This is a genomic window from Methanofollis sp. UBA420, assembly GCF_002498315.1.
GTDB lineage: Archaea > Halobacteriota > Methanomicrobia > Methanomicrobiales > Methanofollaceae > Methanofollis.
The window spans coordinates 121,644-147,612 of sequence record NZ_DAGX01000003.1 but is presented as its reverse complement, the minus strand read 5'-3'; the positions used below and the strand labels follow the sequence as shown (position 1 = coordinate 147,612).

Here is a 25,969-nt window from a genome sequence, read left to right as displayed (position 1 = left end):
AAATGGAGCAGAAACTGAAAGAACTGGAAGAGAAGATCGGGAAAGTCCCGAAGATCTTCGCCGAACTGAAGACGGTCGAACCTGATCTCTACGAGAAGGTGATGGGCCTCGACCAGATGGTCTGGGCCGACGGCGCACTCTCCAAACAGACAAAGAAAGTGCTTGCCATCGCCATCGCCGCCGCACTCAGGGACCGCCACGCGGTGCGGGCCCAGATGGCAGGGGCAAAGAGCCTGGGCGTCAAGAAGGAGCAGATCGAGGAGGGCCTCAGGGTCGCATTCCTTCTTGCCGGCATGCCCGCCTATGTCTACGGCAAGGCGGCCCTCGAAGAAATCATGGGATAGGGAGGGGTGGAGGCAACAGAGATGGAGGAATCACACTCCCTTCCCATTATCGGCGAGGCTGCACCCGATTTCGAGGCGGTCACAACACAGGGGCGCCTTAAACTCTCCGACCTCCGGGGAAAATGGGTCGTCCTCTTCTCTCACCCGGCAGACTTCACGCCGGTCTGCACCACCGAGTTCGTCGCTCTTGCGCAGGCATATCCCGAACTCGAAGCCCTGAACGTGAAATTGATCGGACTGTCCATCGACAGCGTCCACTCGCACCTCGCCTGGGTGAGGAACATCGAGGAGAAGATGGGCGTGAAGATCCCCTTCCCGGTCATCGCCGACCTCGACATGAGCGTCGCAAAGACGTTCGGCATGATCCACCCGGGCACGAGCAGCACGGAGACGATCAGGACCGTCTTCTTCATCGACCCCGAGGGAAAGATGCGGGCGATGATCTACTACCCGCTCACGAACGGCCGGTACATTCCCGAGATCGTCAGGCTGGTGAAGGCCCTCCAGACGACCGACCGGCACAAGGTCTCGACACCGGCGAACTGGCAGCCGGGCGAAAAAGTCGTCGTTCCCCCGCCAAAGACCGCCGCGGAGATGGAGAAGCGGGCCGGCGAGGGCTACGAGTGCAAGGACTGGTACCTCTGCTTCAAAACGATCTGACTTTTTTGAGGCCGGGACAAAAACCGTCCCGTCTTCTTCCACTCCTCCGGCCTCGGGCAAACGGATCAGAACACTAATACCTGATAGCGCCTGTCATTGAGAATGATATGGAGGGCATATCCGAACCGAGGCGGCAACTCGCCACCCTGATGAGCAACCTCCCCGGCATGGTGTATCGGTGCAGGAACGATCCCGCCTACCCGATGGAGTTCGTGAGCGAAGGCTCGTATGACCTTCTCGGGTACCCTCCCGCCGACCTCACAGGCGGCGACGTCATGTACGGCAGCCTGATCCACAAGGACGACAGGGACCATGTCTGGAAAGAGATCCAGGAGGCCATCAGGAAGGGGGGCCCCTTCAGGGCGACCTACCGGGTGAAGACGGCCAGCGGGCGGGAAAGATGGGTCTGGGAGCAGGGCAGGGGCGTATTTGACGAGGAGGGCCGTCTTGTCGCCCTGGAAGGGTTCATCGCCGACATCACCAGGCAGGTGGAACTCCAGGAGGACCTCAGGCAACGCGAACGGCAGCAGAAGGCGATCCTGAACAACATACCCGACATCGCCTGGCTCAAGGACAGGGAAGGCCGTTTCGTCGCTGTCAACCGGGCATTTGAAACCTCCACAGGGCGGGCTGCCGGGGAGGTCATCGGCCAGACCGATGCCGCGGTCTGGCCGCCCGATATCGCGGCGAAGCACCACGCGGAGGACGAGATGGTAATGGCTTCGGGGAGGCGGATCTCTATCGTGGAGCCGCTCAGGAGGGCCGACGGCTCCGAAAGGTGGGTGGAAACGATCAAGACACCCGTCGCGGACGGCGCCGGCCGGGCGGCCGGGACCGCCGGGATCTCGCGGGACATCACCGACAGGAAGGTGATGGAGGAGGCCCTGCGCGAGAGCGAAGAACGGTACCGGCTCTTCCTCCAGAACTTCCCGGGCATCGCCTTCAGGACAGACGCCGACCTGAACCCGGTCTTTCTCCACGGCAACGTCGAGGGGGTCACCGGGTATTCTGCCGGAGAGATCCTTGCCAGGACAGGGAAGGAAGACACCATCATCCAGCCGGCAGACAGGGAGGCCTATGCGGTGTGTTTTCAGGGCGCCCTCACAACCGGCAGTCCGGCAACGGCCGACATCAGGATCCTCAGAAAGGACGGAGAGGGCCGGTGGATGCACCTCCAGGTCCAGCCTGTCCCCGGCCCTGACGGCCGTCCAACAGGGGTCCAGGGTGCGGCCTATGACATCACCGACAGGAAGCAGGCCGAAGAGGAGATCAGAAACCTTGCAAAGTTTCCTGAGGAGAACCCGGGCCCGGTCATCAGGGTGAGCGGGACCGGCCGGATCCTCTATGCCAACGGGGCGAGTAAGAGCCTTCTTGAGACGTGGGGGACCGGGGTGGACGGCATCATCCCGGAATCATGGCAGGAAATCGTCGCCGAGACACTGGAGACCGGACAGAAGAGGAGCAGGGACGCGGCGGCGGACGGCACCGACTACACGCTCACCTGCGTCCCGGTGGCCGAGGGCGGATATGCAAACCTCTACGGCGTCGACATCACCGAGAGGAAGGCGATGGAGTGCGCCGCACAGGAGGCGAACCGGAAACTCAACCTCCTCAACTCCATCATCCGCCACGACCTCCTCAACCAGATCACCGTCCTCCAGGGGTACCTGGAACTGGCCGGGCTTGACGACACCCACATTACCTATCTCGGGAGGCTCGTCGAGACCTCGGAAAGGCTCAGGCGCCTCGCCGAGTTCACGCGCGATTACCAGGAACTCGGGGTCAGGGGACCGACCTGGCAGGTGGTCGGGGAGGGGATCAGACGTGCCTTTACCCAGCGCTCCCCCCAGGGGATCGCCTTCGAGGCGGAGATTGACCCGGCACTCCATATCCTCGCCGACCCCCTTCTCGAACGGGTCTTCTACAACCTGGTGGACAACACTGCCGTGCATGGCGAAGACGCGACGAGGATCCGTTTCGGCGTCGCTATCGGGGGAGATGGAATCACCCTCATCTACGAGGACAATGGTGTCGGCGTGTCTGCTGCGGATAAGGAGGAGATATTCAGGCGCGGGGCCGGGAAGCACAGTGGTCTCGGGCTCTTTCTCTCGCGGGAGATCCTCTCCCTCACCGGCCTTGCGATCAGGGAGACGGGTGTGCCGGGAGAAGGGGTGCGCTTTGAGATCGCCGTCCCGAAAGGGCGATACAGATATGCGAAGACGACGCCGGACCGCCAACCTTTTTGTGATGCCGGACGATAGGAGATGCGATGGCAATCCATGTCCTCGCAATCGCCGGAAGCCCGCGCCGGCACGGGAACTCAGAAACCCTCCTCGACTGGGTAGTCGCCGCCATGGAGGCGGAGGGGGCGGAGGTCGAGAGGGTCGCCCTCGACGAGGTGGACGTCAACCCCTGCCGCGGCTGCAATGCCTGCGAGACCCTGAATAAATGTGTCCAGAGGGACGACCTCGACTGGCTCGGCCCGGAACTCCTCGACGCCGATTGTGTCGTCCTCGCCGCCCCGATCTACTGCATGGGGATCTGCTCGCAGGTGAAGGCCCTCATCGACCGTGCGCAGGTCTTCAGGTCGAGGAAATATGTCCTCAAACTCCCGGTCGTCCCGCCCGAACGGAAGGGAAAACGGCTCGGCGTCTTCCTCTCGACGGCCGGGCAGAAATGGGATCATGTCTTCGATGCGGCGGTCCCGAGCGTGAAGTGTTTCTACCACGTGATGGAGATCAGGGACAGCGACATCTCCTATCTGATGGTGAACGGTGTCGATTATGCCGGCGAGATCGAGGGCCACCCGACGGCGAGGGCCGACGCGGAGGCCCTGGGCAGGGAGATCGTGCAGAAACTGAAGGAGCGGTTCGGCGATGACAGTTAAGGTCCTCGGCATCTCGGGAAGCCCGCACAGGCACGGGAACACCGAGACACTCCTCGACGCCTTCCTCGACGGGGCCGGGGAGGTGGGTGCGGATGTCAGGAAGGTGGTGCTGAGAGAACTCTCGTACACGGCATGCCGCGGCTGCAATGCCTGCCACAAGAGAGGGGACTGCATCGTGAAGGACGACCTGACCTGGCTTTTCGAGCAGATCCTGGAGGCCGACGTCCTCGCCCTCGCCTCGCCGATCTACTCGATGGGGATCACGGCCGAGATGAAGGGACTCATCGACCGCGGGCAATTCCTCTGGGCGCAGAAGTTCGTCCTGAAGACCCTGTTCTTCCCTGACGAGCATATCAGGCGGCACAAGGGGGTCTTCATCTCGACGGCCGGGCAGAGCTGGGACTATGTCTTCGATTCGGCGTACCCGATGATGACGGCCTTTTTCAACGGGACGGGCTTTGAGTACTACGACAATATCATCGCAAACAACATGGACGAGTACGGCGGGATCAGGGGTCATCCGACCGCACTGAACGACGCAAAAAAGAAGGGGGAGGAGGTCGTCGCGGAGGTGCTCTCCCTGATCTCTACAGGTACGTCAATGCGGCGATAAGTGCGGCGAAGGCGGCGACGAAGAGCACCGCAAAGACCCGCATATCCCAATCCAGAACTTTTCTTCCGTCGAGGACGCTCACCGGCAGCATGTTGAAGGCGGCGAGCATGGCGTTGATCTGGACGCCCATGATGCCGATCAGCCAGATGAGCATGTTTTCGAGAGCCCCGCCGGCAAGGAAGACGCCGAAGAAGACGCCGCAGAGGGCGAGGTTCGTTACCGGCCCGGCCGCCGAGATGATCCCGTTCTCCCTTTTCGTGGTGGAGCCGTAGATCATGGTGGCGCCGGGTGCGGCGAAGACGACGCCGACGAGGGCCGCGAGGACCACTGCAACGACGAGCATGGTGTTGTCCTTCTCGAACTCGGCCCAGTAGCCGAAGTGCATGGCCGCGAACTTGTGGGCGAGTTCGTGGAGGACAAAGCCGACCCCGACAGTGAGGAGGGAGACGACGAAGTAGAGCAGGAAGCTTGAGAGCGCGATCCCGCCCCGGACATAGAGGAGGCTGAAGGCGACGGCGATGGCGACCCAGGCGATGAGGAGGTCACGCCGTTCCCGCCGCGGGATTCTTTCGAGCATAGAGGATCGTGCGCCTTCCGGAGGTATATCCCTGTGGGTCGGCACGGTTTTGAACCAGGACAGCAATCCAACAGGCATGACAATCGAGGAGATCAGGAGAGAGGTGGATGCCGTGGATTCCCGGATCATCGCCCTTATCGCCGAAAGGCAGGCGATAGCCGGGCGGATGGCCCATGAGAAGTACCTTGCCGGGGCCCCGGTCAGGGACGAGGGGAGGAGGCGGGCGCTGCTCGAACGGGTCTTCAACGAGGCGGTGGAAAAGAACATCAACCCGGTGCAGGTGCGGACGATCTTCGAGATCCTCGTCGAGATGAGCGAGGAGAGGCAGCGGGAGTGTACGGGGGAGGGGAACCTCCCCTGATCATTCGGTGCCGTGGACGAAGGCCCCGGCGGTGATCCCGCCAAGGGAGAGGGCCTTCGCCCGCGCCTTCAGGTCTGCAAAGACGCGGCCGTCGAGGGCCTCGCGGTAGATGCCGGCCATCTCGCGGGCATAGGCCGGGCCGCGCCTGCGGGCGTCGATGGCGATGCCGCCGACCCCGGCGGCGACGAGGGCGGGGAGGCGGTCGATGAGACAGGTCTCGACGGCGTTGCCGATGGAGGTCCGGCATTCCCCGACGGGCCAGAGGGGGAAGGTCATGCCTTTCTCGTCCCTGATGCCGAAGGCGGCGCCCCCGCACCCGGCAGGGCAGCCGAGGGCGGTGGCGGGGGGGCAGTCCTCGGTGACCATCGCCCCGGCGACGCCCTGCACGACGACCTCGACCGCAGGGGCCGTGTCGGGGAGGCGGGCGACGAGGGACCTGATATCGTCTCCCGAGAGTTCGGGGGAGAGGGTGAGGAGGGCGAAGTCGCCGTGGGCGGCGACGGCATCCGCGTTCCAGATGTTGAGGCCCGACGCCCCGTAGATGGGCATGCCGGGCAGGGCCGTCCTGATCGCCCCGGCGCAGCCGTGTCCCTCGACCATGACGCCGGCGACGCCTGCCTCCGCGGCCTGGCAGAGGAGGGGGAGGGCGGCGTTAAGGAAGGTGCGCCGCACGATCTTCGGCCATTTCCAGACGAGGGGGACGCCGGCCGCAGCCCTGACGGCAGAGGCAAGCGCGTCCGCGGTGCACTCCACTGGCTCGAAGTAGATGCGTCCTGCACCGGCGGCCGAGGCGGCCTCGACGCCTGCGGCCGTGTCCGTGTAGACGGAGAGCACCGGCTTTTTCTGTTCCGCAGTCTTCCCTCCGGCCTTCAGCGCGGGGAGGAGGGTGGAAAGCCGCACACGGGCGGCGGCGATCTCGGCGGCGGGCGGCCGTGCCGCCTCGCAGAGGGCCTCTCCGGCCGCCTCAAGGAGGCTCCGCCGCAGGGCGTTGAGGTACGAGGGAGGGGCAAAGAGTCCACCGGGATAGGCAAGATCGAGGTCGCCGACGACATAGGGCGTGCCGCCTGTGCGGCAGAGTTGCTCCGCGATCTGGTCTGCCGTCAGCGGCCGCGTCCTTGCCTTCCCCATCGGTTCGTCGCCCCGCACGGTGACCCGCACCACCCCCCGGCGCCGGGCGGGCGTGCAGACGGCCTCGACGACCGGCGTGCCGTCCTCCTCCCAGTTGACAGCGGCGTCGATCCGGATTGCCTGCCTCTCCTGCCGCAGGATCTCCTCCGCCCATGACTCGAAGGAGGCGCGGCGGGTGATGGAGACGACCGCACCTATCGGCGCAGGCTGCGGCAGCCTGACCCACACGCCGTCCCTCCCGCTCTTCGGTGTCCCCCGCACCAGGCAGCCGAACTCTCCTTCAGGGGAGGAGACGGCGATGCCGTCCCCGTTCTCCGGGGCAAGCGACCCGGAAAGGGCGACCGTCGCCTCCATCCTGGCATTCGAGAAGGCGACGACCCGGCCGATCGCAACGCCGCGATTGTCAGGGCGCTCCGGGCCGATCACGCCGCGGTGCCTCTCGCCGCAGAGGTACCCGGTCGTGAAGCCGCGGGTGAAGGCAAAGGCGAGGGCCTCTTCGTCACGGGGCGAGGGAGTCCAGCGGCCTTCCGCGATGGCGTCGAGGGCGCGGCGGTAAATGGCGGTGACGACCGCCACATAGGCCGGCGCCTTCATCCTCCCCTCGATCTTCAGGGAGGAGACGGGCGCCGCGACGACGCGGTCGAGGACCGGGTACAGGCAGATGTCCTTTGTCGAGAGGAGGTAGCGGTGGGGGAGGCGGACAGGTTTCATCCGCACAGGCCTGCCGTACCGGTCGTACTCCCCCTGCATCAGGGCATAGGGTTTCCGGCAGGGCTGGGCGCACGCCCCCCTGTTCCCGCTCCGGCCGCCGATCACCGAGGAGAGGAGGCACTGCCCGGAGTAGGCATAGCAGAGCGCACCGTGGAGGAAGACCTCCAGTTCGCACCCTGTCTCCTCAAGGACAGGACGCATCGCCTCGATTTCTGCAAGGCTCACCTCGCGGGCGAGGACGACACGGGAGCACCCGGCCTCCGCCGCCCACCTGACGCCCTCCGCTGTGGTGACCGTCATCTGGGTCGAGGCATGGATGACGAGGCCGGGGACGAGGGCGCGGGCAAGACGGAGGAGGCCGACGTCCTGGACCAGGACGGCGTCGACGCCGATCTCATAGAGAAAGAGGAGATAGTCGGCAAGGGCCGGGAGTTCGGCGTCGTGGACCAGGGTGTTGACGGTCACGTGCACGGCAACGCCGCGGATATGGGCGTAGTCCACGGCCTCCTGCAGGGCGGCGTCGTCGAAGTTCGCCGCGAAACGCCGGGCCGAGAACCGCGTCCCGCCGAGGTACACGGCGTCCGCTCCCGCGGCGACGGCTGCCTTCAACGCCTCCATCGAGCCCGCAGGGGCGAGGAGTTCGGGGATCTTCACCGGTTTCGTGTGCATAGATAGGGGTGAAGGGGATAAATCCCTTTCAGAGGGGGCACCAGGACTCCGCACAGGAGAGGTAGCGTCGGGAGATCATAGCAGGCAAAGGAAAGGATTGGAGATACATCAAAGGACCATATGGGCCTTCTGAGACATTTCATAGACATTTATCGGAGATCGGCCCAAAAGAATAGGGTATCATGACCGACACGAAGACATACCTGCGCCAGTTGGCGCAGACAAGAAAGGACCTGGAGGCCTTCGATCCGGAAGCCTGGAACGCGTTCTCCGCTCTTGTACAGACAACGTCAAAGGATGGGGCTCTCCCGGCAAAGGTCAAGGAGATCATCATGGTCGCCCTCGGCGTCGCAGACCACTGCCAGTTCTGCATCGCCATTCACACGAAGCGGGCCATCGAGGCCGGGGCGACAAGGCAGGAGATCATGGAGGGGGCCATGATGGCGATCGCAATGGGCGGAGGGCCTTCGATGGCCTTCATGCGCTATGTGATCGACGCCTGCAACGAGTTCGGGGCAGAGTGAACGCCTGCCATGTGATCGGTTCGTTCCTGATATCACTCCCGATACAGGGATAACGGGCGGGGAGGGGCACGACAGCCCAGCGGGAACGTTTCCGAATTCTTATCGGTGAGGAGGCCCAGACGCATAGGATACATGACCGATGCAAACACGTATCTGACGCAGGTCCTCCAGACGAACCGGGAGATCGAGGAGTCTAACCCCGAGGTCTGGCACACCTTCCTCGCCTTCGTCCACCAGGTCTGCAAGGACGGCGCCCTGCCGGCAAAGTTCAAGGAGATCATCCTCATCGCCCTCGCGGTCGCGGACCACTCCCCCTTCTGCATCACCCTCCACACGAAACTGGCGATCGAGGCCGGGGCATCGAAGGCCGAGATCATGGAGGGCGCCCTGATGGCTGCGGCGATGGCCGGCGGACCGGGCATGGCGTTCATGCGCTACGTCCTCGACGCCTGCGAAGAATACGGGGCAGAATAAACCAGAAAACCTTTTTTTCCGCCTTCGCCACCGTCGGTACCCCCGCAGGGCCGGAGAGACAGACATATAACAGGTGACGATGTGATACCTGAGGGTATGAAGATCGTCGTCTCGCTGACGAGTCCTGACGAGATCCAGAAAGCGGTGGCACTCGGTGCCGATTTCATCGAACTCAGGCTCGATCTCATGGGAGAGGACCTTTCGTCGGCGATGGCCGGATGCAGCGGCGACTGCGCGGCCCCCATCATCGCCACCCTCAGGAGCAGGGAAGAGGGCGGCAAATTCACCGGCGACGCGGAACAATGGTTCTCGACTATCCAGCCCTTCCTCGATCTCGTGGATTACGTGGACGTGGAGCGGAAGTTCAGAAAGTTTGCCCCGATGATTTGCTACCAGCACACCACGATCATCGCCTCGGCGCATATCAGGTACATGCCCTCTCCCGACGACCTCCGGGCCATCGAGAGAGACCTCAGGTCGTATGGCGACATCCCGAAGATCGCCGTCACTCCGGCGTCCGCGCACGACCTCCTCGACTTCCTCTCTTTCACCCTCGACGCGGAAAAGCCCATCATCACGACCGTGATGGGCGGGGAGTTCAGGTACGCCCGCACCTTCCTCCCCTTCTTCGGGTCGGAGACGGTCTACTGCCACATCGGAACCCCCACGGCCGAGGGGCAGTACGACATCAGGGAACTGGAGCAGTTGCAGGAGTTGCTCGCGTACAGGTGAACTTGTTTGGGGATCATATCTTCAAGAGCCCCGAGAGGGCGATAGACGAGCGGATGAATCGAAGGTACAGACCCATCATATCATCTGAAGAAGAGAGTCGAGAAATTCATCCTGCTCTCATAGATAGTAGATGTGAGTAAAAACCGGCCCTCTCCGGGTTCATGAGGGGAAAAGGATACGCTCAGTGTTCCTGAAGAGACCTCTCGTGACTCCCGGGTGGTGCTGTGCGGCACGCCTGCGGGGTCCCAGATTGTCAGGGTGAAGACGGCTGTCTTTGCGCTGCCGAGTTCATTTTTCCCACCCTGTTTCCAGGAGGTGGTGAAGGTACTGCTTCCTCCCATTCCGGTATCGATTGAAGAAACAGAGTTCGAAAAAACTCCATTTCCCCTGAAATCGGCATACGCACCGCCGAGGGTGAAGGTACCTTGGGAGTCATTGTCCAGAAAGACGACCCTGCCCCCTGAATCAGTGGTATCCACGATAACGTCCTCCCGGGCGTACGACATCACATATGCCAGGGCACCGGCAAGGACGAGAATCAGGGCGATGCTGCACCACATGATTTTCTTATTCACACAAGATCACTCCTCTCTTTCAAAAAGAGTGCATCCTCAAGGGATGCACCGCCATTCAGACGTAGTCGAGATCACCGTAGTCGGTTGCTGTTGCCTTTGTCGTATCGAACCAGTCGTGCGTCTCGCACCACAGTTCATACTGAGCATCGCCACTCCCCTGTGAATTGAAACTCACACTGATTGTACCGCTGGTTGCCCAGTCAACCTTTTTCTCGGCCGTGTGCGGCACACCATTCGCGTCGTAGACTTTCAGACGATAGATTGCTCCCTGTCCATCATTATCTACGTCATTAACATTTCTGTACGTCGCAGTGAAGGTGTTTTGTCCGGCCGGAGCAGTAACAGAACCCACAACAGACACGCTTGCCGTATCGCCGGTGCCGTCCGTATACATACTCCCCAGAGACATTGTGGACAGAATCCCAATGTCATCTGAGTCTCCAGGCACAGCGCTCGCCAGACATATGATGCCTGCAAGCAGCAGTGCCGCCAGTGCAAAGCCAAAACCATAGTTTTTTTTCATGTTCAACACCTCTTTTTTCATCTCCCGGGAAGAGCGACGGACAGTAACGGCCATCCCTGATGACACCGGGCAATCCGATCGCCTCCGAGCATGCGCGAGAGGCCGGGCGTGCATGCAGATTCAGGTGCCCGGTCTCCCGCGGGACACCCATTCTGGCATCCACGGCCATTAGTATATTCAATGATATATATTGGGCTTATGAGTAGATCATTTAACAATCGAACGGACAGTTAAACGATCTGCTCACAAAGGTTAAGTCTCCGGACGCAGAGTCGATCACGGTGCAAACATGCATGCAGAAAGAATTGTCCTCAGCTTCCTGATTACCGCCGCGCTCCTCTTCGTTCCCTGTGCGGCAGCAACCGGCGATGCAGGATACGCCGACAGGATCATCGTCTCCCCCGACGACGACCGGAACGACATCGCCGGACTCGGCAATGTCATCCAGTCGATCGGCGGGCGGATCTACCCCGGCGAGACTGATGTTATAAATAAGAACATCCCCACAGGCACGAAAAGGATCAATGTTAATCTCGACTGGAGCGGTCACCCGCACTCCAGCACGGACTCAGTCTCCCTGACTATCTATACACCTGACGGTGATCAGTACGGGCCACACTTGGACGGTGTCGACGGGACGATCAACGAAAAGATCTCGCTTATAACATCAGATTCGTCGTCTCTTCCAGCGGGCATATGGAAATTCTATATCCACGGCGACTCTGTGCCTGAAGGAGGAGATGCATACACCCTGAATGTATTATATTCCTGACGAGACACCTCTGATCATCCGCGAGGGTTGCGTGATGCAAAAGACATCCACCATTTTCTTTACAGGCATACTCGTCCTGCTCCTCTTTCTGAATCCGGCAACGGCAAAGATTGCCTTCGAGCCGGGGCCGGAAGAACTGCCTGCCGATATGATCAATGTGGACGACGAAGAGTTCGTCCCAATCTGGCAGGGCCCACCGCTGCAGATCATCAGTTATTTTATTCTGATCAATTGTCCCCTCCTCGCGTTCCCCGCAGAATTGATCTATTCTTCCGGTCTCCTGGCATACCTGGGCTACCGGATCGCCCCCCCCACGGTCCCCGAGAACAGGAAAAAGATCCATGCGTGCATCAGGGACCAGCCGGGCATCTCCGCCTCGCGGATAGCAGGGATAACCGGGATCAGCCGCGGGACGGTCGCATATCATATCTCCCGCCTGCAAGCGGGAGGGATGATCAAAAAAGTACAGAACAGGGGCAATGTCGGTTTCTTCATCGCTACCGACGATAACACCGCAGATAAAGAGTACACTCTCCTCCATATGCAGAACTCCACAGAGAGAGAGATCCTTTTTCTTCTTCTCGACACGCCCGAACTCTCGCAGTCCGAGATCGCGGATGCAATCGGCATCTCCCGGCCGGCGGTCTCCTGGCATATGAGACGGCTCGACTTCGACGGTGTTGTCGAATCGTTCAGAAACGGCAGGGGTACATATTACCGCCTCATGCCGGATATCCCGGACATTCTCAAGAAAGAGAACAAGGACCAGGCGATTAGCCGGGATTCTGGCAGGGCATCTGCCTGACCTTCCTGCGATCGGGTGCCGATCACGCCCCAAAAAATGAGATGATCTGATTATTCGGAGATCCGTCCGGAAAGCCCGCCATACATCTCCTGCTCCAGCACCGCATCAACAAGCACCAGGGCGAGCATCGCCTCGGCGCATATCAGGTACATGCCCTCTCCCGACGACCTCCTGGCTATCGAGCGGGACCTCAGGTCGTACGGCGACATCCCGAAGATCGCCGTCACCCCGGCGTCCGCGCACGACCTCCTCGACCTCCTCTCCTTCACCCTCGACGCGGAGAAGCCCATCATCACGACCGTCATGGGCGGGGAGTTCAGGTACGCCCGCACCTTCCTCCCCTTCTTCGGGTCGGAGACGGTCTACTGCCACATCGGCACCCCCACGGCAGAGGGGCAGTACGACATCAGGGAACTGGAGCAGCTGCAGGAGTTGCTCGCGTACAGGTGAACATTTTTTCGAGGAAAGAAGGAAGGGAGGCGGGATCGCCGTCACCATCACTTTCTCCCGCTCGCCCGGCCCCCCACGGGACAGAAAAAGAGAGGAGGGTGAGGACGCCGGGGAATATTCATCTCCCTGCCGCACTCACCGCTGCAATGGTCTTCAAACATCCTGCATGGCGGCGACCATCGCATCGACGCCCACCAGACCGACGAAGGCGCCGCTGGAGTTTTTGACGGGCGCGTACGCAACGGTGTCGGTGTACGTCCCGGCGCAGGGCTTCACGAAGCCGGTGAGGATGACGGCGTCCACAGCACTCAGGGTGTACGGATCGCCGATCGCAGCTGCATACTTGCTGCTGCCATATTCCACATCCACGACATACTCGATGGCATCCCCCGCTTTCCGCATCGTATAGGCGTAGGTGATGTTGTTGTTGGACGCCCGGACGGCATCGAGCTGGTCCCGGATGGCGATGAACGCCGTTGTGTTTTCATCTCCCGGCTGAAGCGCCGCCATGGCGTCGCCGTCGATCCTGGCCGCAGTATCCGCGGCAAGGGCCTTCATGTCGGCCGGCGCGACCGCGCTCCACGTGTCGATACCCACCAGCCCGACGACGGTACCGCTGGAGTTCCTGACAGGAGCGTACCCGGAGATGCCAGTGTACGTTTCAGCGGAGGGTTCCACAAAGCCGGCGAGAAACACGGTGTCATTCTCCGTCGGGACGTACACATCGCCGATCGCAGTCGCATAACTATTGCTGCCGTAGTTTGTATCCACGACGTACTCGGTGGCATTCACAGTTTTTCGCATCGTACCGATGTAGACAATGTTGGGGTTGGACGCCCGGACGGCATCAAGCTGGTCGCGGATGGCGATGAACGCCGTTGTGTTTTCATCTCCCGGCTGAAGCGCCGCCATGGCGTCGCCGTCGATCCTGGCCGCAATATCCACTGCAAGGGCCTTCATGTCGTCCTGCGAGAATGCCACGGACGCAGGGCCCGTCTCCCCGGATGCCGATTTCGTCTCACCGGAGGGGAATAGGCTCACAAGCGCTGCCGCAATGATGATCAGGGCGAGAACGCCGACGATCAATCCGACGAGAAGATTCTGGCGGGTCATACCACAGACTCCATCAAAAACATATCGCAGATATGCTAGTTAAACAGTTTTAAAGATAATGTGGCTATAAATTCCAATATTGAGATTTACCCGTATAATTTAGGATTATTTAGAGGATTCCCCGAGCATATGGCCGAATAACAGACGATTCTACCGGGCATCACCTCAATCCGGGGGCGGAGCGAGAGGAGACGGTCAAAAAAAGATTAATCCCGGGCCGGCCCGCCATATGCCGCCTGCTCCAGCACCGCATCGACAAGCACCAGGGCGAGCATCGCCTCCGCGACCGGGACGAGACGGAAGGCGATGCAGGGGTCGTGCCGTCCGGCGATGACGATCTCCCTTTCCTCGCCACGGATGTCCACGGTCCTCTGGGGGAGGGCGATGGAGGGCGTCGGCTTCACAGCAAGGCAGACGACGATCTCCTGGCCTGTCGAGATGCCGCCGAGGACTCCGCCGGCATGGTTGGAGAGGAAGCCGGAGGCGTCCATGGCGTCGTTGTTCTCCGAGCCATAGAGACGTGCGGCGGCAAAGCCCTCGCCGATCTCGACGCCCTTCACCGCCCCGATCCCCATCATCGCCCCGGCGATGGCGGCGTCGAGTTTGCAAAAGACCGGACTCCCGAGGCCGGGCGGGACGCCCGAGGCCCGGACCTCCACGATGCCGCCGACAGAGTCGCCGGCCGCGGCGGCCGACCGCACCTCGGCCTCCATCTCGGCGGGGTCTGTCTTTCCGTGCACCTCGCGGACAGACCCGGCGACCGCGATCCCGTGCGTCTTCAGGACGAGCACCGCCACCGCGCCGGCCGCGACCCGTGCCGCCGTCTCCCGGCCCGAACTCCGGCCGCCGCCCCGGTGGTCACGGAGGCCGTACTTCCGGAGGTACGTATAGTCTGCGTGGCCGGGGCGGAAGGCATCGCGGAGGGCGTCGTAGTCGCCGCTCCGCACGTCCCTGTTCCTGATCAGCAGGGCAAGGGGCGTGCCGGCGGTCCTCCCCTCGAAGACGCCGGAGAGGATCTCGACGGCGTCGGGTTCCTTCCGCGGCGAGGCGAGGGGGCCGCCGGGGCGGCGGCGGTCGAGCATCGGCTGAATGTCCCCCGCAGAGAGGGGGAGGCCAGGCGGGACGCCGTCGATGACGGCGCCGATCGCGGGGCCGTGGCTCTCACCGAAGGTCGTCACCCTGAAAAACCGCCCGAAGGTGTTCATTCCCCGAGCACCTCCCGCACGGCCCTGTCCTCCACCCTGATCCCGGTCATATGGAGGAACTGTTCGCAGGCCTGGTACACAAACATCTCGGTCCCCGGGATGGTGCGGCAGCCGCGGGCCGCCGCCGTCCTGAGGAGGAGTGTCTCCTTCGGCGTGTAGACGAGGTCGAAGACCGTCGTGCCGGGCCGCAGGTCTTCGGGCGCGAGGAGGGAGCGGGGGTCGCCCGCCATGCCGACAGGCGTGGCGTGGACGACGACCTCGGGGCGGAAGCTGCCGATGTCGCGGATCGCCCCTGACTCGCAGCCGAAGCGGGCGGCAAGGGCCTCTGCCTTCCCGGCGTCGCGGGCAAGGACAGTCACCCCGTACTCCAGACTCAGGAGGGCATAGACCGCCGCGGCGGCCGCACCGCCCGCACCGAGGACGACGGCCCTCTCCGCGGCGACTCCTTCGAGGGGGCGGCGCACGCCGATCCAGTCGGTGTTCGAGGCCCTGACATGATCCCCGCAGAGGACGAGGGTGTTGGCGGCGCCGATCGCCGCCGCGTGCCTGTCGGCCTCGTCCGCGGCCGCAAGGGCCGCCTCCTTGTGGGGGATGGTGACCGAGAGGCCGCGGACGCCGAGGGAGCGGGCGGTATCGAGGACCGCCCCGAAGTCAGGGTGGTCGAAGAAGGTGTACGCGGCGCCCATGCCGAATCTCGCAAAAAGGGCATTGTACAGGATGGGGCTTCTGCTGTGGAGAGCCGGGTGACCGGCTATCCCGTACAGGCCGGTCGCCGGGCCGAGGGCGGCGAGGCGTTCCGTCTCGCCGGAGGGGAGGGCAAAGCCTTCAGGGAGAGAGATGGGGCCTGGCCGCCCAGCAAGGTTGGCGATGATCTCGTCTGCGACCACGTCGGGACTTTGGCCACCGCTCCTGATACAGATGTCTGCGGCCGCAAGGTAGAAGGGCCGCCGCGTCCGGAGGAGGGCCCGCACCTCCTCCTCAGGCTGAAGGCCGGTGAGGGAGGGACGGTCCGAGCCCGCGATCCGCGTGATGACCTCCTCCGGGTCCGCCTCCAGGAGGACGACGGTTCCTCCCTTCCGGAGGGCGCGGACATTCTCCGGGTCCAGGACAGCGCCGCCGCCCGTGGCGATGACGCCGGAAAAATCGGCAAGGCCGGCGATCACCTCCCTCTCCAGGGAGCGGAAGGCCGCCTCCCCCGCGTTGGCGAAGATCGCCGGGATCGAGATCCCGGTCATCTCCTCGACGAGGGCGTCGGTGTCCAGGAAGGGGAGAGAGAGGCGTCGCGCCACCATCTTTCCGACCGTCGTCTTGCCCGTGCCGCGGTAGCCGATCAGGACGACCTTCACAGCAGCCCCGCCCCCTGCAGAGAATCCCAGAAACCGGGGAAGGACTTGTCCACGCATTCTGCATGGAGAATCTTCACGTTTCCAGCGCCGAGGCCGATCACGGCCGCACTCATCGCCGTCCTGTGGTCGTTCGCCGGGTCCACGATGCCGCCCCACAGCGGTGCGGGGGTGATGGTCAGTGCGTCCTCCTCGACGGCCACGCGGCTGCCGAGGCCACGCAATACCCGAACGACCGCCGCGACCCGGTCGCTCTCCTTGTACCTGAGGTGGGCGATGCCGGTGATCGTCGTCGGCCCGCGGGCAAAGGCCGCCACCGCCGCGAGGGTCTGGACGGTGTCCGGCGAGGCGGCCATGTCGATCGCGATCCCGTCGAGGTCGCCGTCCGACTCGAGGACGACAGCGTCTCCGTCGGCATGGACTCGGCAGCCCATCCTCACAAGGGCGTCGAGGAAGAGGCGGTCGCCCTGGAGAGAGGCGAGGTCGAGGTTCCGCACCGCCACCCGCCCGCCGCAGACGGCGGCGATGGCAAAGAAGTACGAGGCCGAGGACCAGTCGCCCTCGACCGAATAGGGACGGCCCCTGTACAGGCCCGGCCTCACGATGAAACGGTCCTCCCCCTCCCTCTCCACGGGAACGCCGAAGGCCCCCATCACCGCGGCCGTCAGGTCGAGGTACGACGCCGAGACCGGCGGGGTGGTGAGAGAGAGGTCGAGGCCCTCCGCATAGCAGGGGGCGGCGATCAGGAGGGCCGAGATGAACTGGCTGGAGACGTCGCCCCGCATCGCGGCGGCGCCGCCCCGAACAGGCCCCGTGACCGTCACCGGGGGACAACCCGGCGTCTTCTCATAGGCGACACTCCCGCCGAGGGCGGCGATGGCGTCGCCGAGGGGGCCGACAGGCCTCTCCTGCATACGCAGACTCCCGGTGAGGGTGACAGGCCAGGGGGATAGGGTGGCCAGGCCGGCGAGGAAACGGAGACTCGTCCCCGAGTCGCCGGCGTCCACTGTGGCGGGGCCTGCAAGGGGGAGGACGCCTCCACAGCCGCGGACGAGGACGGCGTCGCCGTCGTCTGTTGTCCTGATGCCGAGGGCGGCGAGGCCCTCCCGCGTCCTGGCCGTGTCCCCTGACCTGAGGGGACGGAGGATGCGGGACTCCCCCTCCGCGAGGGCGGCGGCGACGAGGGCGCGGTGGGTGAGGCTCTTCGAGGGTGGGGCCGTGACGGTGACGTCGACGCCCCGGCGGCGGGAGAGGGTCACCTCCATCCTGCCGCCTCCAGGCGCGGGTAGCACCCGAACTCCTTCACGACCGCGAGAGAGGAGAGGTCGGCAACGGCCCCGACCCATGCAGGCCCGGCTTCCCCGTCGATGAAGAAGACGTACCGCCCCATCCCCCTCTTTGCGGGCCTGGACTCAATCCGGGTCAGGTTGATCCCCAGACGCGCGAAGACCGCAAGCAGGTCGGCGAGGAGGCCGGCCCGGTCGGCCTTCGGGTCGAGGAGGACGGAGCACTTCCCGGCATCACGGCCCTGGTACGGCTCTGTCGAGATGACGACGAAGCGTGTCGTGTTCTCCTCCGCGTCCTGGACATTGCCGGCGACGACGGGGATCCCGCACAGTGCGGCGGCCTCTGCTGTGGTGACCGCCGCCGCTGCCGTGCCCGGCCGTACAGCCCGGGCGCTCGCCGCGTTCGAGGGTGTGTGGACCACAGGCACGCCGAGGGCGTCGACACGGCCCGAACACTGCTCATGGGCCTGCGGGTGGGCGTAGATGGTGTCGATCTCCGTGATTTTCACGAAAGAGGCGAGGTGGAACCTGATCGGCACGTACACCTCCGCGGTGATGAAGACGGGATTGCGCAGCAGGCCGTCGAGGGCGGGGCCGACGCCCCCCGCCTCGCTGTTCTCGATAGGGACGAGGCCGTCGCCCTTTCCCGCGGCGACATGCGCGAAGACGGCGCCGATGGTCGGGAGGAGCACGACCTCGTCGGCGAGGTGCCGGGCAAGGGCATGGGAGAAGGTGCCCTCCGGCCCGAGGGCCGCAAGCCTCACTTTTCTGCCAGGCATCGTATCAGAGCCTCCGAGTCTTCGGTCGCATGCGGGATGTAGTCGGCAAAGAAGGCGGCGTCCTTGTTGAAGAGGCGGGCGAACGCGTCGTCGTCTCCGCTCTCCACCGCCCTACGGACCTCGGCCGCGGCGGCCGCGAAGGCGTCGAGGACTTCGGGGACGGCAGGGTTCTCCCCCAGGATCGGGCCGTACAGTCCGGGGTCCTGCCCGAGTATCCGCCCGATCACCGCCATCTCGATCTGGTAGACAGGACTCGTGACAGAGAGAAGGGCCGGGAGGTCCACCGAGAGGCGTCGCATCGCCCCGGCAAGGGAGAGAGTGGTGAAGTGGGTGAGGCCCTGGACCACAGCCATCAGCCTGTCGTGCTCCAGGGGGTCCATCGTCGTCACCTTCGCCCCTGCCTCCCTGAAGACCGCAAGGACCTCGTCGGCACGCGCCGGGGCGACCCGCACCGGGCAGGCGACGACCGTCTGGTTCTGCAGGGAGGCCACAGACGGCCCGAACATCGGGTGGAGGCCGAGGACGTCGGCCCTCGTCTCCAGCATCGCCGCCACGGACGCCGCCTTGAGGGAGGTGAAGTCGCAGAGGAGCTGGTCCCCGGAGAGGAGAGGGGCGATCTCCCTGATCACCGGGACCGTGCTCCGGATCGGGACGGAGACGATGACGACCTCACAGGCTCGTACAAGGTCGGCATTCGAGAGAGGAGTCGCCCGGCCCGAGACGAGCACCTCGTGGCCGGCGTCTGAGAAGATCCGGGAGAAGAGAGTGCCCATCCCGCCCCTCCCGCCGATGATCCCGATGCGCATCTCAGGTCTCCGTGATCGTCTCTTCGACGGCCATGCCGAAGTGCCGGCCGCCGGAGAGGGAGAGGCCGAGGACGCGGTCGCCCTCCTTCAGGGCGGCGACAGAGACGGGGCCGTCGGGCCCCATCAGCCGGACCGTCTCCGCGTTCTGGAGGACGAGACCGGCCTTCTCCCCGCTCTTTCCCTCCGCCTCGACGAGGAGGAGGGGGCGGCGCTCGATCTTCACCCGGCCGACCGCGGCCCCGGCCGTGGCGCCGGCACCGTCGGCGACGAGGACGGCGTCCCCGGCACGCACCTCGGAGAGGTAGGCGGTCTTCCCGTCAGGGCCGAGGAGGTAGGCATGGACAGCGCCCGCGTTCACCCGGAAGGGCCGCGGCGAGACGTACGGGTTCTCGGCCGTCTCGGCAAGGACGAGGAGGAATCCCGACGAGGTATTGCCGACGAGCATCCCCTGCCCCTCGGCAAGGAGGGAGCAGGTGTCGATACAGGCGCGGTCGCCCATCCCGACGGGGCGGACCCGCGTGACCGTGAAGGGAGAGAGGGCGAGGGCCGGCATCGCCGCCTGCACGACGGCCGCCACCCTGCCGACCTCCGCGGGTTCGTCGGTCTTGAGCACGACGCCGGCGACCCCCTTTTCCAGGATGCCGAGGGCGAGTTTCGCCTCGTCGGCATTCCTGACCACGGCGAAGACCTCCTCGGATGCGGCGACCAGGTTTTCGAGGGGGATCACCGTCCAGTCAGAGGTGGAGACGACAAGGAGGGCGCCTTTTGCCTGCGGGAGCGGTGTGTCGGGCGTCACCGCAGCGAAGACGACGTCCGCGCCCGGCACCAGGTCGCCGTCAGGGGCGACCGCGGCGATCCGCCCGAGGGCGCGGGCATCGCCGGCCTTCTCCACCACCAGGGCATCGGCCCCGGCCTCGATCGCCGCCGTGGCGATCTCCTTTCGCCACGGCCGCACGTCAACCCAGAACCGTTTCATCTCCCCTCCAGGGCGTCCTTCGGATCGGCGCCGCCGTGGACGACCTTGCAGAGCGCCCTGACAAAGGCTGCCGGGTCGTCGCGCTGGAAAGCGTTCCTCCCGATGGCGACGCCTGCCGCCCCGGCACCGACCGCGTCCCTGATCGCCGTCAGGGTGGCGAGGTCGCCGGCCTTCTCACCGCCCGCGATGAGGACAGGGACAGAGCAGGCGGCGCAGATCTCCGCGAAGGAGGCGGGGTCGCCGGTGTAACTCGTCTTGATCAGGTCGGCGCCGATCTCCTCGGCGACACGCACGCAGTGGCCGACGGCCGACGGCGACCGCGGGTCTATCCCCTTGCCCCGCGGGTAGATCATCACCAGGAGGGGCATACCCCAGCGGATGCACTCCTTCGAGACCATGCCCGCGGCCTCGATCATCCTGGACTCGTGCACCGCCCCGAGGTTGATGTGGATGGAGACGGCGTCGGCCCCGAGGGCGACCGCCTCCTCGACAGTGCAGACGAGCACCTTGTCGTCGGGGTCAGGGTTCAGGGAGGTCGAGGCAGAGAGGTGGACGATGAGCCCGATGTCCCGGCCCTTGCCGCGGTGACCGGCCTTCACCATCCCCTTGTGCATCACGATCGCGTTCGCCCCGCCCTCGGAGACGGCGGAGACCGCCTCGGGCATCTTCTTCAGCCCCTCGATCTGCCCCATCGTGAAACCGTGGTCCATCGGGACGATGACAGTCCTCCCGGTGTTCCGGTCCATGATCCTCTCCAGCCTGATCGCCTTTCCAATCATTCCTTCATCATCTCCATCGCTTCTTCCGCACTCCTGCCGCCGTGCACGATCGCCGCCGCCGCCCTGACAAAGCGGTCGGGGTGCGGGTGCTGGAAGGCATTCCTCCCGATCGATATCCCGGCGGCCCCGCCCTCCATCGCCCCCTCGATGAGGGCGAGAGTCGCGGCGTCGTCCGTCTTCGACCCGCCGGCCACGACGACCGGCACCGGGCACCCCAGGGTCACCTCCTTGAAGGTGTCGGGGTCGCCGGTGTACACCGTCTTGATGATGTCGGCCCCGAGTTCGGCGCCGGCGCGGGCGGCAAGACTCACCATCTCGACGCTCTTCTCGTCGTCTATCTTCGGCCCGCGGGGGTACATCATCGCGAGGAGAGGCATCCCCCACTCCATGCACTCGACCGCGACCCTCCCGAGGTCGGCGAGCATCTTTGCCTCAGAGGCAGCCCCGATATTGATGTGTACCGAGACCGCGTCCGCACCCATCTTCAGGGCGTTCGTGACCGTGTTGACGATCACCTTCTCGTTCGGGTCCGGCCCTGCAGACGTCGAGGCCGAGAGGTGGAGGATCAACCCGATGTCCCTCCCCCACCGGCGGTGGCCGTACAGGGGAAGGCCGAGGTGGCCGAGCACTGCGTTTGCGCCGCCTTCGGCGACGAGGTCGACGGTCCGTCCCATATCGATGAGCCCTGGCATGGGCCCGGCCGTAACACCATGGTCCATCGGGACGATGATCGTCCTGCCGGTGTTACGATCCATAATACGTTCCAACCTAATCTGTTTTCCTCTCATGAACACGCACCTCCGCAGATTCCTGTGACTGCGGGGTTTTAGAAGAGATAAAAATAGCTAAAAGAGACGCCGTGCAGCGCCGCCGCTCCGGGGGAGACGGTCAGAGAAATGTCTGTGTGCGTGGTTTCGCGAGGGCTAGTGAAGATAAAGACATTCACTGGCGAAAAAACATTCACCACACATTGTCTCTAGAGTAGTCATCGACGGTATTTAATAATGTAGGTGGGGCCGGGGGGGGGAGCAGACAGCAGGACCAGACAGATTCTTTCGGCCGCAATGCCAGATCGGACGGGTTTTTGTCGGGAGAAGAGTCACCATACTCCTTCACGTACACACCACACCACCGATGACATCCCCACCGGGGCAGAAAGGAAGTCCCGGCGACAACAGGGTCTGGCGCACGAAAAAATCGACCGATTCAAATAATCTCCCTTCGATTTTCTGATGATCGCACATGCAGACCCCGCCGGCCCCCACCGCCCACCAGCAACGCCTGATCATTTTCATCATCGCCCTTGCAGCATTCATGGGCGCCCTCGACACCAGCATCGTGAACATCTCCCTCCCGTCCATCGCCGCCTACTTCCACGAGGACATCGGCGACGTCTCCTGGGTGGTGATGGGCTACGGCCTCGTCATCGCCTGCCTCCTCCTGGTCTTCGGGAAACTCGGCGATACACACGGGTTCAAGAAGGTGTACATCGGAGGCTTCGCCGTTTTCACCATAGGATCCCTTCTCTGCGGCCTCTCCATGACCCTCGGCCATCTCATCGGCTTCCGCCTTCTTCAAGGCCTCGGAGCCGCCGCACTCGAAGCCGTCGGCCCGGCGATGATCGCCCTGTACCTCCCGCAGACAGTCCGCGGGCGGGCCCTCGGCACCCTGGCCACCGCCGTCTCGGTCGCCATCGCGATCGGCCCGGTGCTCGGCGGCCTGCTGACAGAGTTCATCTCCTGGCACTGGATCTTCTTCGTGAACATCCCGGTCGGGGTCATGGCAATCGCCCTCGGCAGAAAACTCCTTCCTGAAACCGAACCCTGCGGGACCGGTGGTTCTTTCGACATCCCGGGCACCGCCTTCATCGTCGCCGCCCTCTTCTTCCTCATCTATCCTCTCAACATGGGACTGAAGATGGGGTGGACCTCGCCGTTCATCCTCGGTTCCTTCCTCCTCTCGGTCATCTTCTGGGCCGCCTTCGTCCGGCGGGAGTGCTCCTGCGAGGAACCCCTCCTCAACCTCGCCCTCTTCAGGAACAGCGCCTTTTCGGCAGGGACTATCGCCGGCGCCCTGGTGATGCTCGCCTTCGCGGGCGCAACCTTCATCTTCCCCTTCTATCTCGAAGGGGTGAAAGGTCTCTCCACCGCCGTTGCCGGCATCGTCCTCACCGTTCCTGCGGTCACCCTGATGATCTTCGGCCCCCTTGCCGGCAAGATCTCAGACCGGCGGGGGACACGGGGCCTCACCACCGGGGCGGCGGCCCTGACCGCCGCGGTCTTCCTCCTGTACGCCTCCCTCACGATGGAGAGCAGTCTCTTCGTCATCGTCCTCGGCCTCGCCCTCCTCGGGGTGACGAGCGGCCTGTACTTCCCGCCGAACATGAACCAGGTCCTTGGCCAGAGCCCGAAAGGGGAGGAGGGTGTCGCTTCGAGCGTCATGCAGACCGCGAAGAACATCGGCGACGTTCTCGGGGTCGCAGTCTTTGGGACCGTCTTCATCCAGGCGATCGTCAGCGCCTTCGCCCACAACCCTGAGACCCCGCACACGGAGATCGCGGCCGCAACGCTCATCCCGGGTTTCCATGCCGCCTTCCTTGCCGGGGCGGTGGTCTGCGCAATCGCCGCCGCCCTCTCCCTCATGGCGAGGGACAGGCAGAGAGTATGAAAGTCACTCCTCTTTTTCCCCGATCGGACACTGAGCAATGTATTCGAGATTGAATTTGTAGAAGTGCGTATACCCGCAGGCGTGGCACCGGGTGGTGAACTGGTTGCAGCCGACGATCAGGTCGTGCGGCCCCTCTGCACCGCAGTGCTTGCAGGGAGCGATCGCCTCCAGGTGCCAGATGTCATAGCAACTGATCGGAGTGTACGTGCCCTCGGCACTGACGTCCTCCAGACGCGGGAGAAATATCCGGGTCGCACCGCAGTGTGCGCACGCCACCTGTGCCTGCGAAGAGACCGCCTTGATCACCTGGTCGGCGTCCTCGTGGCAGTGGTAGCAGGTGGTCCGGTGTGTTGTGAAGATGAACCGCTCGCCCATGCCTTCCCCTCGGGGGACGAACCTATAATACTTACCGGCCACCCCATTTTGAAAAATGACCATTCATAATTGCCCAATATTAAATATAGCAAATTTTAAACAGGGCAATATAAAAATATCAATAATGGTTCTGAAAACTAAAAGAGAAAGGAATATAAATTAATTCATTAAAGCAACTATACATCAGAATTATAACAGAAGAGGGATTCAGAGAATGGCAAACGGAAAACAGGACAAGATTGAGGCAATCCTGGAACGCGCACTCGACGGGGATTTTTCGACCCGCGTCGACATCGACCAGGTGCCTGACGAGTTCAAACCTCTGGGAAAAATGGTGAACCGTGCCATCGTAAAGATGGAAGAGGCAGAAAAACTGAAGAAACGGGCCGACGCCTTCGTGAAAGACAACCCGCAGGCGATCGCCGTCCTTGCCGGCGACAAGCACCGCCTCGACCTCAACAAGCAGTACGAGAAGGCCTGGCACGGCACCTACGACGAACTGATGGCGAAGAAACTCTACGACTTTAATATCAAGACCACGGGAGACGACTTCTACGCCTCCTTCGAGACCAGGAAACTCGCCATCTCTGACATGGAGATCACCTGGGAAGACAATACAAAATCATATCTCCGCCTCTTCCAGGTACCCATCCTCGACGAGAACGGGGAGATCGATGTCAACTATTACATCTACCAGGACAACACGCAGCTTGTCAACAAGGAACTGGAGGCCAAGGAGAGGGCACGCCTCCTTGCCGGAAGTGCCGAGGAACTGAAGCATGCAATGAACGAGATGGCGAAGGGCGACCTCACGGCCAGGGTCTCGATCGAGGAGAACGACCCGATCCGCGACCTCAAACTCAACTACCGGAACTCCCGCGAGGGAGTCAGGGCAGTCCTGCAGCAGATCGCCGGTGTCGGCGAGAAGGTCACGGCCAACACCGAGGAGACAAGCAGGAGTGCCGAGGAGATTGCACGGGCAATCGAGCAGGTGGCCTCCAAGAGCCAGCAGACCTCAGAGGGCGCAAAAACTCAGCTCGAAAATCTCGAAGAGGTCGCCAGGGCGATGTCAGACCTCTCCGCCTCGATCGAGGAGATCGCAAGCACCTCCCAGGAGGTACTCGCAACGACCGAGTCCGCAGTGCAGATCGGCGACGAGGCAGAGGGCCTCGGCCGTGAGGCGACCACCAAGATGCAGGCGGTCGAGAGGATCACAAAGGAGGGAGTCGAAGAGTTCTCGCGGCTGAACGAGGAGATGCGCGAGATCTCCAAGATCGTGAAGCTCATCAACGACATATCCAACCAGACGAACCTTCTCGCCCTCAACGCCGCGATCGAAGCGGCACGGGCAGGCGAACATGGACGGGGCTTTGCCGTCGTCGCAGGCGAGGTCAGGAACCTCGCCGGCGAGTCGAAGACCGCTACCAACCACATCGAAGACCTCATCTCCTCCATCCAGACAAAGAGCGAGAAGACCGCAAAAGATCTCCAGGCAGCCTTCGACGAGATCCAGGGTGGGATTGAGAGCGTGGACCGGACGATCGGGGCCCTGAACCGTATCGTCTCCGCCTCCAAGGAGGCGCACGGAAGTGTCTCCGAGATCGCCAAGGCGACCGAAGACCAGGCGACATCCACGAACAAGGTGATGGAGAGGATGGACAGGACGACCGGCATGACCAAGGAGACGATGTCCCGGATCGAAGACATGGCCGCGCTTGCCGAGGAGGTCTCGGCCTCGGCCGAGGAGGTCGGCAGCGGCGCACAGGAGGTCGCCACCATGGCGACGGAGATGAAAGGCGCTCTCGACCACTTCAAGCTGGCATAAGGTGAAAAAA

Annotated in this window: 28 protein-coding genes; 14 read left to right on the top strand and 14 right to left on the bottom strand. The window is 63.5% G+C overall.

What is annotated here, in order from left to right:
- The first annotated feature begins 2 nt into the window (after positions 1–2).
- The 5 genes from BP869_RS05650 (at position 3) to BP869_RS05630 (ending at position 4,504) form a co-directional block, all read left to right on the top strand.
- The gene (locus BP869_RS05650) at positions 3–344 is read left to right on the top strand and encodes a carboxymuconolactone decarboxylase family protein (protein ID WP_342677727.1); all 342 of its coding nucleotides are present in this window, start codon (positions 3–5) and stop codon (positions 342–344) included.
- Between the two features lie 21 nt (positions 345–365).
- Positions 366–1,004: a peroxiredoxin gene (locus BP869_RS05645; RefSeq protein ID WP_342677725.1), complete on the top strand. Its 639-nt coding sequence runs from the start codon at positions 366–368 to the stop codon at positions 1,002–1,004.
- Positions 1,005–1,111: 107 nt separating this feature from the next.
- Positions 1,112–3,265, top strand: coding sequence for a PAS domain S-box protein (locus BP869_RS05640; protein ID WP_342677723.1), 2,154 nt, complete (start codon positions 1,112–1,114; stop codon positions 3,263–3,265).
- Between the two features lie 8 nt (positions 3,266–3,273).
- Complete coding sequence (locus BP869_RS05635) at positions 3,274–3,891, top strand: flavodoxin family protein (protein ID WP_342677721.1); 618 nt, start codon at positions 3,274–3,276, stop codon at positions 3,889–3,891.
- A complete protein-coding gene (locus tag BP869_RS05630) occupies positions 3,881–4,504 on the top strand; it encodes a flavodoxin family protein (protein WP_342677720.1) in 624 nt (207 codons plus the stop codon). Before BP869_RS05635 ends, BP869_RS05630 begins: the two co-directional genes overlap by 11 nt.
- On the opposite strand, the gene BP869_RS05625 is transcribed toward BP869_RS05630, so the two are convergent.
- Positions 4,479–5,081 carry a peptidase M50 gene (locus BP869_RS05625; RefSeq protein WP_342677718.1) on the bottom strand — a complete coding sequence of 201 codons (603 nt, stop codon included), beginning with the start codon at positions 5,079–5,081 and terminating at the stop codon, positions 4,479–4,481. The genes BP869_RS05630 and BP869_RS05625 overlap by 26 nt on opposite strands.
- Before the next feature lie 76 nt (positions 5,082–5,157).
- Between BP869_RS05625 and BP869_RS05620 the strand changes: the two genes are divergently transcribed.
- Complete coding sequence (locus tag BP869_RS05620) at positions 5,158–5,442, top strand: chorismate mutase (RefSeq protein WP_342677716.1); 285 nt, start codon at positions 5,158–5,160, stop codon at positions 5,440–5,442.
- Here the strand turns inward: BP869_RS05620 and BP869_RS05615 are convergent, their stop codons facing one another.
- Complete coding sequence (locus BP869_RS05615) at positions 5,443–7,950, bottom strand: U32 family peptidase (RefSeq protein WP_342677714.1); 2,508 nt, start codon at positions 7,948–7,950, stop codon at positions 5,443–5,445.
- 182 nt (positions 7,951–8,132) lie between these two features.
- Here BP869_RS05615 and BP869_RS05610 point away from each other — a divergent pair, with 182 nt between their 5' ends.
- From BP869_RS05610 to BP869_RS05600, 3 genes are all read left to right on the top strand, one after another.
- Positions 8,133–8,474 carry a carboxymuconolactone decarboxylase family protein gene (locus BP869_RS05610; protein ID WP_342677712.1) on the top strand — a complete coding sequence of 114 codons (342 nt, stop codon included), beginning with the start codon at positions 8,133–8,135 and terminating at the stop codon, positions 8,472–8,474.
- A 132-nt stretch (positions 8,475–8,606) separates the two neighbouring features.
- Positions 8,607–8,948 (top strand): carboxymuconolactone decarboxylase family protein, encoded by a 342-nt coding sequence (locus BP869_RS05605; protein WP_300164599.1) that lies wholly within the window; start codon positions 8,607–8,609, stop codon positions 8,946–8,948.
- A gap of 96 nt (positions 8,949–9,044) precedes the next feature.
- Positions 9,045–9,680, top strand: a complete 636-nt coding sequence (locus BP869_RS05600) for a type I 3-dehydroquinate dehydratase (protein ID WP_342677709.1) — start codon at positions 9,045–9,047, stop codon at positions 9,678–9,680.
- A gap of 80 nt (positions 9,681–9,760) precedes the next feature.
- On the opposite strand, the gene BP869_RS05595 is transcribed toward BP869_RS05600, so the two are convergent.
- Together BP869_RS05595 and BP869_RS05590 are read right to left on the bottom strand one after the other, a co-directional pair.
- The gene (locus BP869_RS05595) at positions 9,761–10,255 is read right to left on the bottom strand and encodes a hypothetical protein (RefSeq protein ID WP_342677707.1); all 495 of its coding nucleotides are present in this window, start codon (positions 10,253–10,255) and stop codon (positions 9,761–9,763) included.
- A 55-nt stretch (positions 10,256–10,310) separates the two neighbouring features.
- The gene (locus tag BP869_RS05590; RefSeq protein ID WP_342677705.1) at positions 10,311–10,799 is read right to left on the bottom strand and encodes a hypothetical protein; all 489 of its coding nucleotides are present in this window, start codon (positions 10,797–10,799) and stop codon (positions 10,311–10,313) included.
- Positions 10,800–11,067: 268 nt separating this feature from the next.
- On the opposite strand from BP869_RS05590, the gene BP869_RS05585 reads away from it, so the two are divergent.
- The 3 genes from BP869_RS05585 (at position 11,068) to BP869_RS05575 (ending at position 12,805) form a co-directional block, all read left to right on the top strand.
- A complete protein-coding gene (locus BP869_RS05585; protein WP_342677703.1) occupies positions 11,068–11,550 on the top strand; it encodes a hypothetical protein in 483 nt (160 codons plus the stop codon).
- A gap of 34 nt (positions 11,551–11,584) precedes the next feature.
- Positions 11,585–12,355, top strand: coding sequence for a winged helix-turn-helix transcriptional regulator (locus BP869_RS05580; RefSeq protein WP_342677701.1), 771 nt, complete (start codon positions 11,585–11,587; stop codon positions 12,353–12,355).
- Between the two features lie 150 nt (positions 12,356–12,505).
- Positions 12,506–12,805 (top strand): type I 3-dehydroquinate dehydratase, encoded by a 300-nt coding sequence (locus BP869_RS05575; protein WP_342677699.1) that lies wholly within the window; start codon positions 12,506–12,508, stop codon positions 12,803–12,805.
- A gap of 153 nt (positions 12,806–12,958) precedes the next feature.
- Here BP869_RS05575 and BP869_RS05570 read toward each other — a convergent pair whose 3' ends face one another.
- The 9 genes from BP869_RS05570 to BP869_RS05530 form a co-directional block, all read right to left on the bottom strand.
- Positions 12,959–13,918 (bottom strand): hypothetical protein, encoded by a 960-nt coding sequence (locus BP869_RS05570; protein ID WP_342677698.1) that lies wholly within the window; start codon positions 13,916–13,918, stop codon positions 12,959–12,961.
- Between the two features lie 206 nt (positions 13,919–14,124).
- Positions 14,125–15,123 (bottom strand): chorismate synthase, encoded by a 999-nt coding sequence (locus tag BP869_RS05565; protein ID WP_342677696.1) that lies wholly within the window; start codon positions 15,121–15,123, stop codon positions 14,125–14,127.
- Positions 15,120–16,469: a shikimate kinase gene (locus BP869_RS05560; RefSeq protein WP_342677694.1), complete on the bottom strand. Its 1,350-nt coding sequence runs from the start codon at positions 16,467–16,469 to the stop codon at positions 15,120–15,122. The genes BP869_RS05565 and BP869_RS05560 overlap by 4 nt, the downstream gene beginning before the upstream one ends.
- The gene (gene aroA, locus BP869_RS05555) at positions 16,466–17,731 is read right to left on the bottom strand and encodes a 3-phosphoshikimate 1-carboxyvinyltransferase (RefSeq protein WP_342677692.1); all 1,266 of its coding nucleotides are present in this window, start codon (positions 17,729–17,731) and stop codon (positions 16,466–16,468) included. Before aroA ends, BP869_RS05560 begins: the two co-directional genes overlap by 4 nt.
- On the bottom strand, positions 17,722–18,531 hold the full coding sequence (locus BP869_RS05550) for a prephenate dehydratase (RefSeq protein WP_342677690.1): 810 nt from the start codon (positions 18,529–18,531) through the stop codon (positions 17,722–17,724). Before BP869_RS05550 ends, aroA begins: the two co-directional genes overlap by 10 nt.
- Positions 18,513–19,337, bottom strand: a complete 825-nt coding sequence (locus BP869_RS05545) for a prephenate dehydrogenase/arogenate dehydrogenase family protein (protein WP_342677688.1) — start codon at positions 19,335–19,337, stop codon at positions 18,513–18,515. The genes BP869_RS05550 and BP869_RS05545 overlap by 19 nt, the downstream gene beginning before the upstream one ends.
- Position 19,338: 1 nt before the next feature.
- On the bottom strand, positions 19,339–20,313 hold the full coding sequence (locus tag BP869_RS05540; protein WP_342677686.1) for a 3-dehydroquinate synthase II: 975 nt from the start codon (positions 20,311–20,313) through the stop codon (positions 19,339–19,341).
- Positions 20,310–21,092 carry a 2-amino-3,7-dideoxy-D-threo-hept-6-ulosonate synthase gene (locus tag BP869_RS05535; RefSeq protein WP_067046740.1) on the bottom strand — a complete coding sequence of 261 codons (783 nt, stop codon included), beginning with the start codon at positions 21,090–21,092 and terminating at the stop codon, positions 20,310–20,312. The genes BP869_RS05540 and BP869_RS05535 overlap by 4 nt, the downstream gene beginning before the upstream one ends.
- The gene (locus tag BP869_RS05530; protein ID WP_342677682.1) at positions 21,089–21,880 is read right to left on the bottom strand and encodes a 2-amino-3,7-dideoxy-D-threo-hept-6-ulosonate synthase; all 792 of its coding nucleotides are present in this window, start codon (positions 21,878–21,880) and stop codon (positions 21,089–21,091) included. Before BP869_RS05530 ends, BP869_RS05535 begins: the two co-directional genes overlap by 4 nt.
- Positions 21,881–22,334: 454 nt before the next feature.
- Here BP869_RS05530 and BP869_RS05525 point away from each other — a divergent pair, with 454 nt between their 5' ends.
- A complete protein-coding gene (locus tag BP869_RS05525; protein WP_342677680.1) occupies positions 22,335–23,759 on the top strand; it encodes an MFS transporter in 1,425 nt (474 codons plus the stop codon).
- 3 nt (positions 23,760–23,762) lie between these two features.
- Here BP869_RS05525 and BP869_RS05520 read toward each other — a convergent pair whose 3' ends face one another.
- Positions 23,763–24,134 (bottom strand): hypothetical protein, encoded by a 372-nt coding sequence (locus BP869_RS05520; protein ID WP_342677678.1) that lies wholly within the window; start codon positions 24,132–24,134, stop codon positions 23,763–23,765.
- 214 nt (positions 24,135–24,348) lie between these two features.
- On the opposite strand from BP869_RS05520, the gene BP869_RS05515 reads away from it, so the two are divergent.
- On the top strand, positions 24,349–25,959 hold the full coding sequence (locus BP869_RS05515; protein WP_342677676.1) for a methyl-accepting chemotaxis protein: 1,611 nt from the start codon (positions 24,349–24,351) through the stop codon (positions 25,957–25,959).
- Positions 25,960–25,969: the final 10 nt, after the last annotated feature.

What these genes read in the sequence shown, in the direction of transcription:
- BP869_RS05520 (WP_342677678.1), bottom strand. Translation starts at nt 24,134, where the DNA reads ATGGGCGAGCGGTTCATCTTCACAACACACCGGACCACCTGCTACCAC.
- BP869_RS05615 (WP_342677714.1), bottom strand. Translation starts at nt 7,950, where the DNA reads ATGCACACGAAACCGGTGAAGATCCCCGAACTCCTCGCCCCTGCGGGC.
- BP869_RS05620 (WP_342677716.1), top strand. Translation starts at nt 5,158, where the DNA reads ATGACAATCGAGGAGATCAGGAGAGAGGTGGATGCCGTGGATTCCCGG.
- BP869_RS05590 (WP_342677705.1), bottom strand. Translation starts at nt 10,799, where the DNA reads ATGAAAAAAGAGGTGTTGAACATGAAAAAAAACTATGGTTTTGGCTTT.
- BP869_RS05625 (WP_342677718.1), bottom strand. Translation starts at nt 5,081, where the DNA reads ATGCTCGAAAGAATCCCGCGGCGGGAACGGCGTGACCTCCTCATCGCC.
- BP869_RS05550 (WP_342677690.1), bottom strand. Translation starts at nt 18,531, where the DNA reads ATGCCTGGCAGAAAAGTGAGGCTTGCGGCCCTCGGGCCGGAGGGCACC.
- aroA (WP_342677692.1), bottom strand. Translation starts at nt 17,731, where the DNA reads ATGGAGGTGACCCTCTCCCGCCGCCGGGGCGTCGACGTCACCGTCACG.
- BP869_RS05605 (WP_300164599.1), top strand. Translation starts at nt 8,607, where the DNA reads ATGACCGATGCAAACACGTATCTGACGCAGGTCCTCCAGACGAACCGG.
- BP869_RS05565 (WP_342677696.1), bottom strand. Translation starts at nt 15,123, where the DNA reads ATGAACACCTTCGGGCGGTTTTTCAGGGTGACGACCTTCGGTGAGAGC.
- BP869_RS05530 (WP_342677682.1), bottom strand. Translation starts at nt 21,880, where the DNA reads ATGAGAGGAAAACAGATTAGGTTGGAACGTATTATGGATCGTAACACC.
- BP869_RS05600 (WP_342677709.1), top strand. Translation starts at nt 9,045, where the DNA reads ATGAAGATCGTCGTCTCGCTGACGAGTCCTGACGAGATCCAGAAAGCG.
- BP869_RS05515 (WP_342677676.1), top strand. Translation starts at nt 24,349, where the DNA reads ATGGCAAACGGAAAACAGGACAAGATTGAGGCAATCCTGGAACGCGCA.
- BP869_RS05540 (WP_342677686.1), bottom strand. Translation starts at nt 20,313, where the DNA reads ATGAAACGGTTCTGGGTTGACGTGCGGCCGTGGCGAAAGGAGATCGCC.
- BP869_RS05630 (WP_342677720.1), top strand. Translation starts at nt 3,881, where the DNA reads ATGACAGTTAAGGTCCTCGGCATCTCGGGAAGCCCGCACAGGCACGGG.
- BP869_RS05525 (WP_342677680.1), top strand. Translation starts at nt 22,335, where the DNA reads ATGCAGACCCCGCCGGCCCCCACCGCCCACCAGCAACGCCTGATCATT.
- BP869_RS05575 (WP_342677699.1), top strand. Translation starts at nt 12,506, where the DNA reads ATGCCCTCTCCCGACGACCTCCTGGCTATCGAGCGGGACCTCAGGTCG.
- BP869_RS05610 (WP_342677712.1), top strand. Translation starts at nt 8,133, where the DNA reads ATGACCGACACGAAGACATACCTGCGCCAGTTGGCGCAGACAAGAAAG.
- BP869_RS05645 (WP_342677725.1), top strand. Translation starts at nt 366, where the DNA reads ATGGAGGAATCACACTCCCTTCCCATTATCGGCGAGGCTGCACCCGAT.
- BP869_RS05570 (WP_342677698.1), bottom strand. Translation starts at nt 13,918, where the DNA reads ATGACCCGCCAGAATCTTCTCGTCGGATTGATCGTCGGCGTTCTCGCC.
- BP869_RS05585 (WP_342677703.1), top strand. Translation starts at nt 11,068, where the DNA reads ATGCATGCAGAAAGAATTGTCCTCAGCTTCCTGATTACCGCCGCGCTC.
- BP869_RS05650 (WP_342677727.1), top strand. Translation starts at nt 3, where the DNA reads ATGGAGCAGAAACTGAAAGAACTGGAAGAGAAGATCGGGAAAGTCCCG.
- BP869_RS05640 (WP_342677723.1), top strand. Translation starts at nt 1,112, where the DNA reads ATGGAGGGCATATCCGAACCGAGGCGGCAACTCGCCACCCTGATGAGC.
- BP869_RS05535 (WP_067046740.1), bottom strand. Translation starts at nt 21,092, where the DNA reads ATGATTGGAAAGGCGATCAGGCTGGAGAGGATCATGGACCGGAACACC.
- BP869_RS05635 (WP_342677721.1), top strand. Translation starts at nt 3,274, where the DNA reads ATGGCAATCCATGTCCTCGCAATCGCCGGAAGCCCGCGCCGGCACGGG.
- BP869_RS05545 (WP_342677688.1), bottom strand. Translation starts at nt 19,337, where the DNA reads ATGCGCATCGGGATCATCGGCGGGAGGGGCGGGATGGGCACTCTCTTC.
- BP869_RS05580 (WP_342677701.1), top strand. Translation starts at nt 11,585, where the DNA reads ATGCAAAAGACATCCACCATTTTCTTTACAGGCATACTCGTCCTGCTC.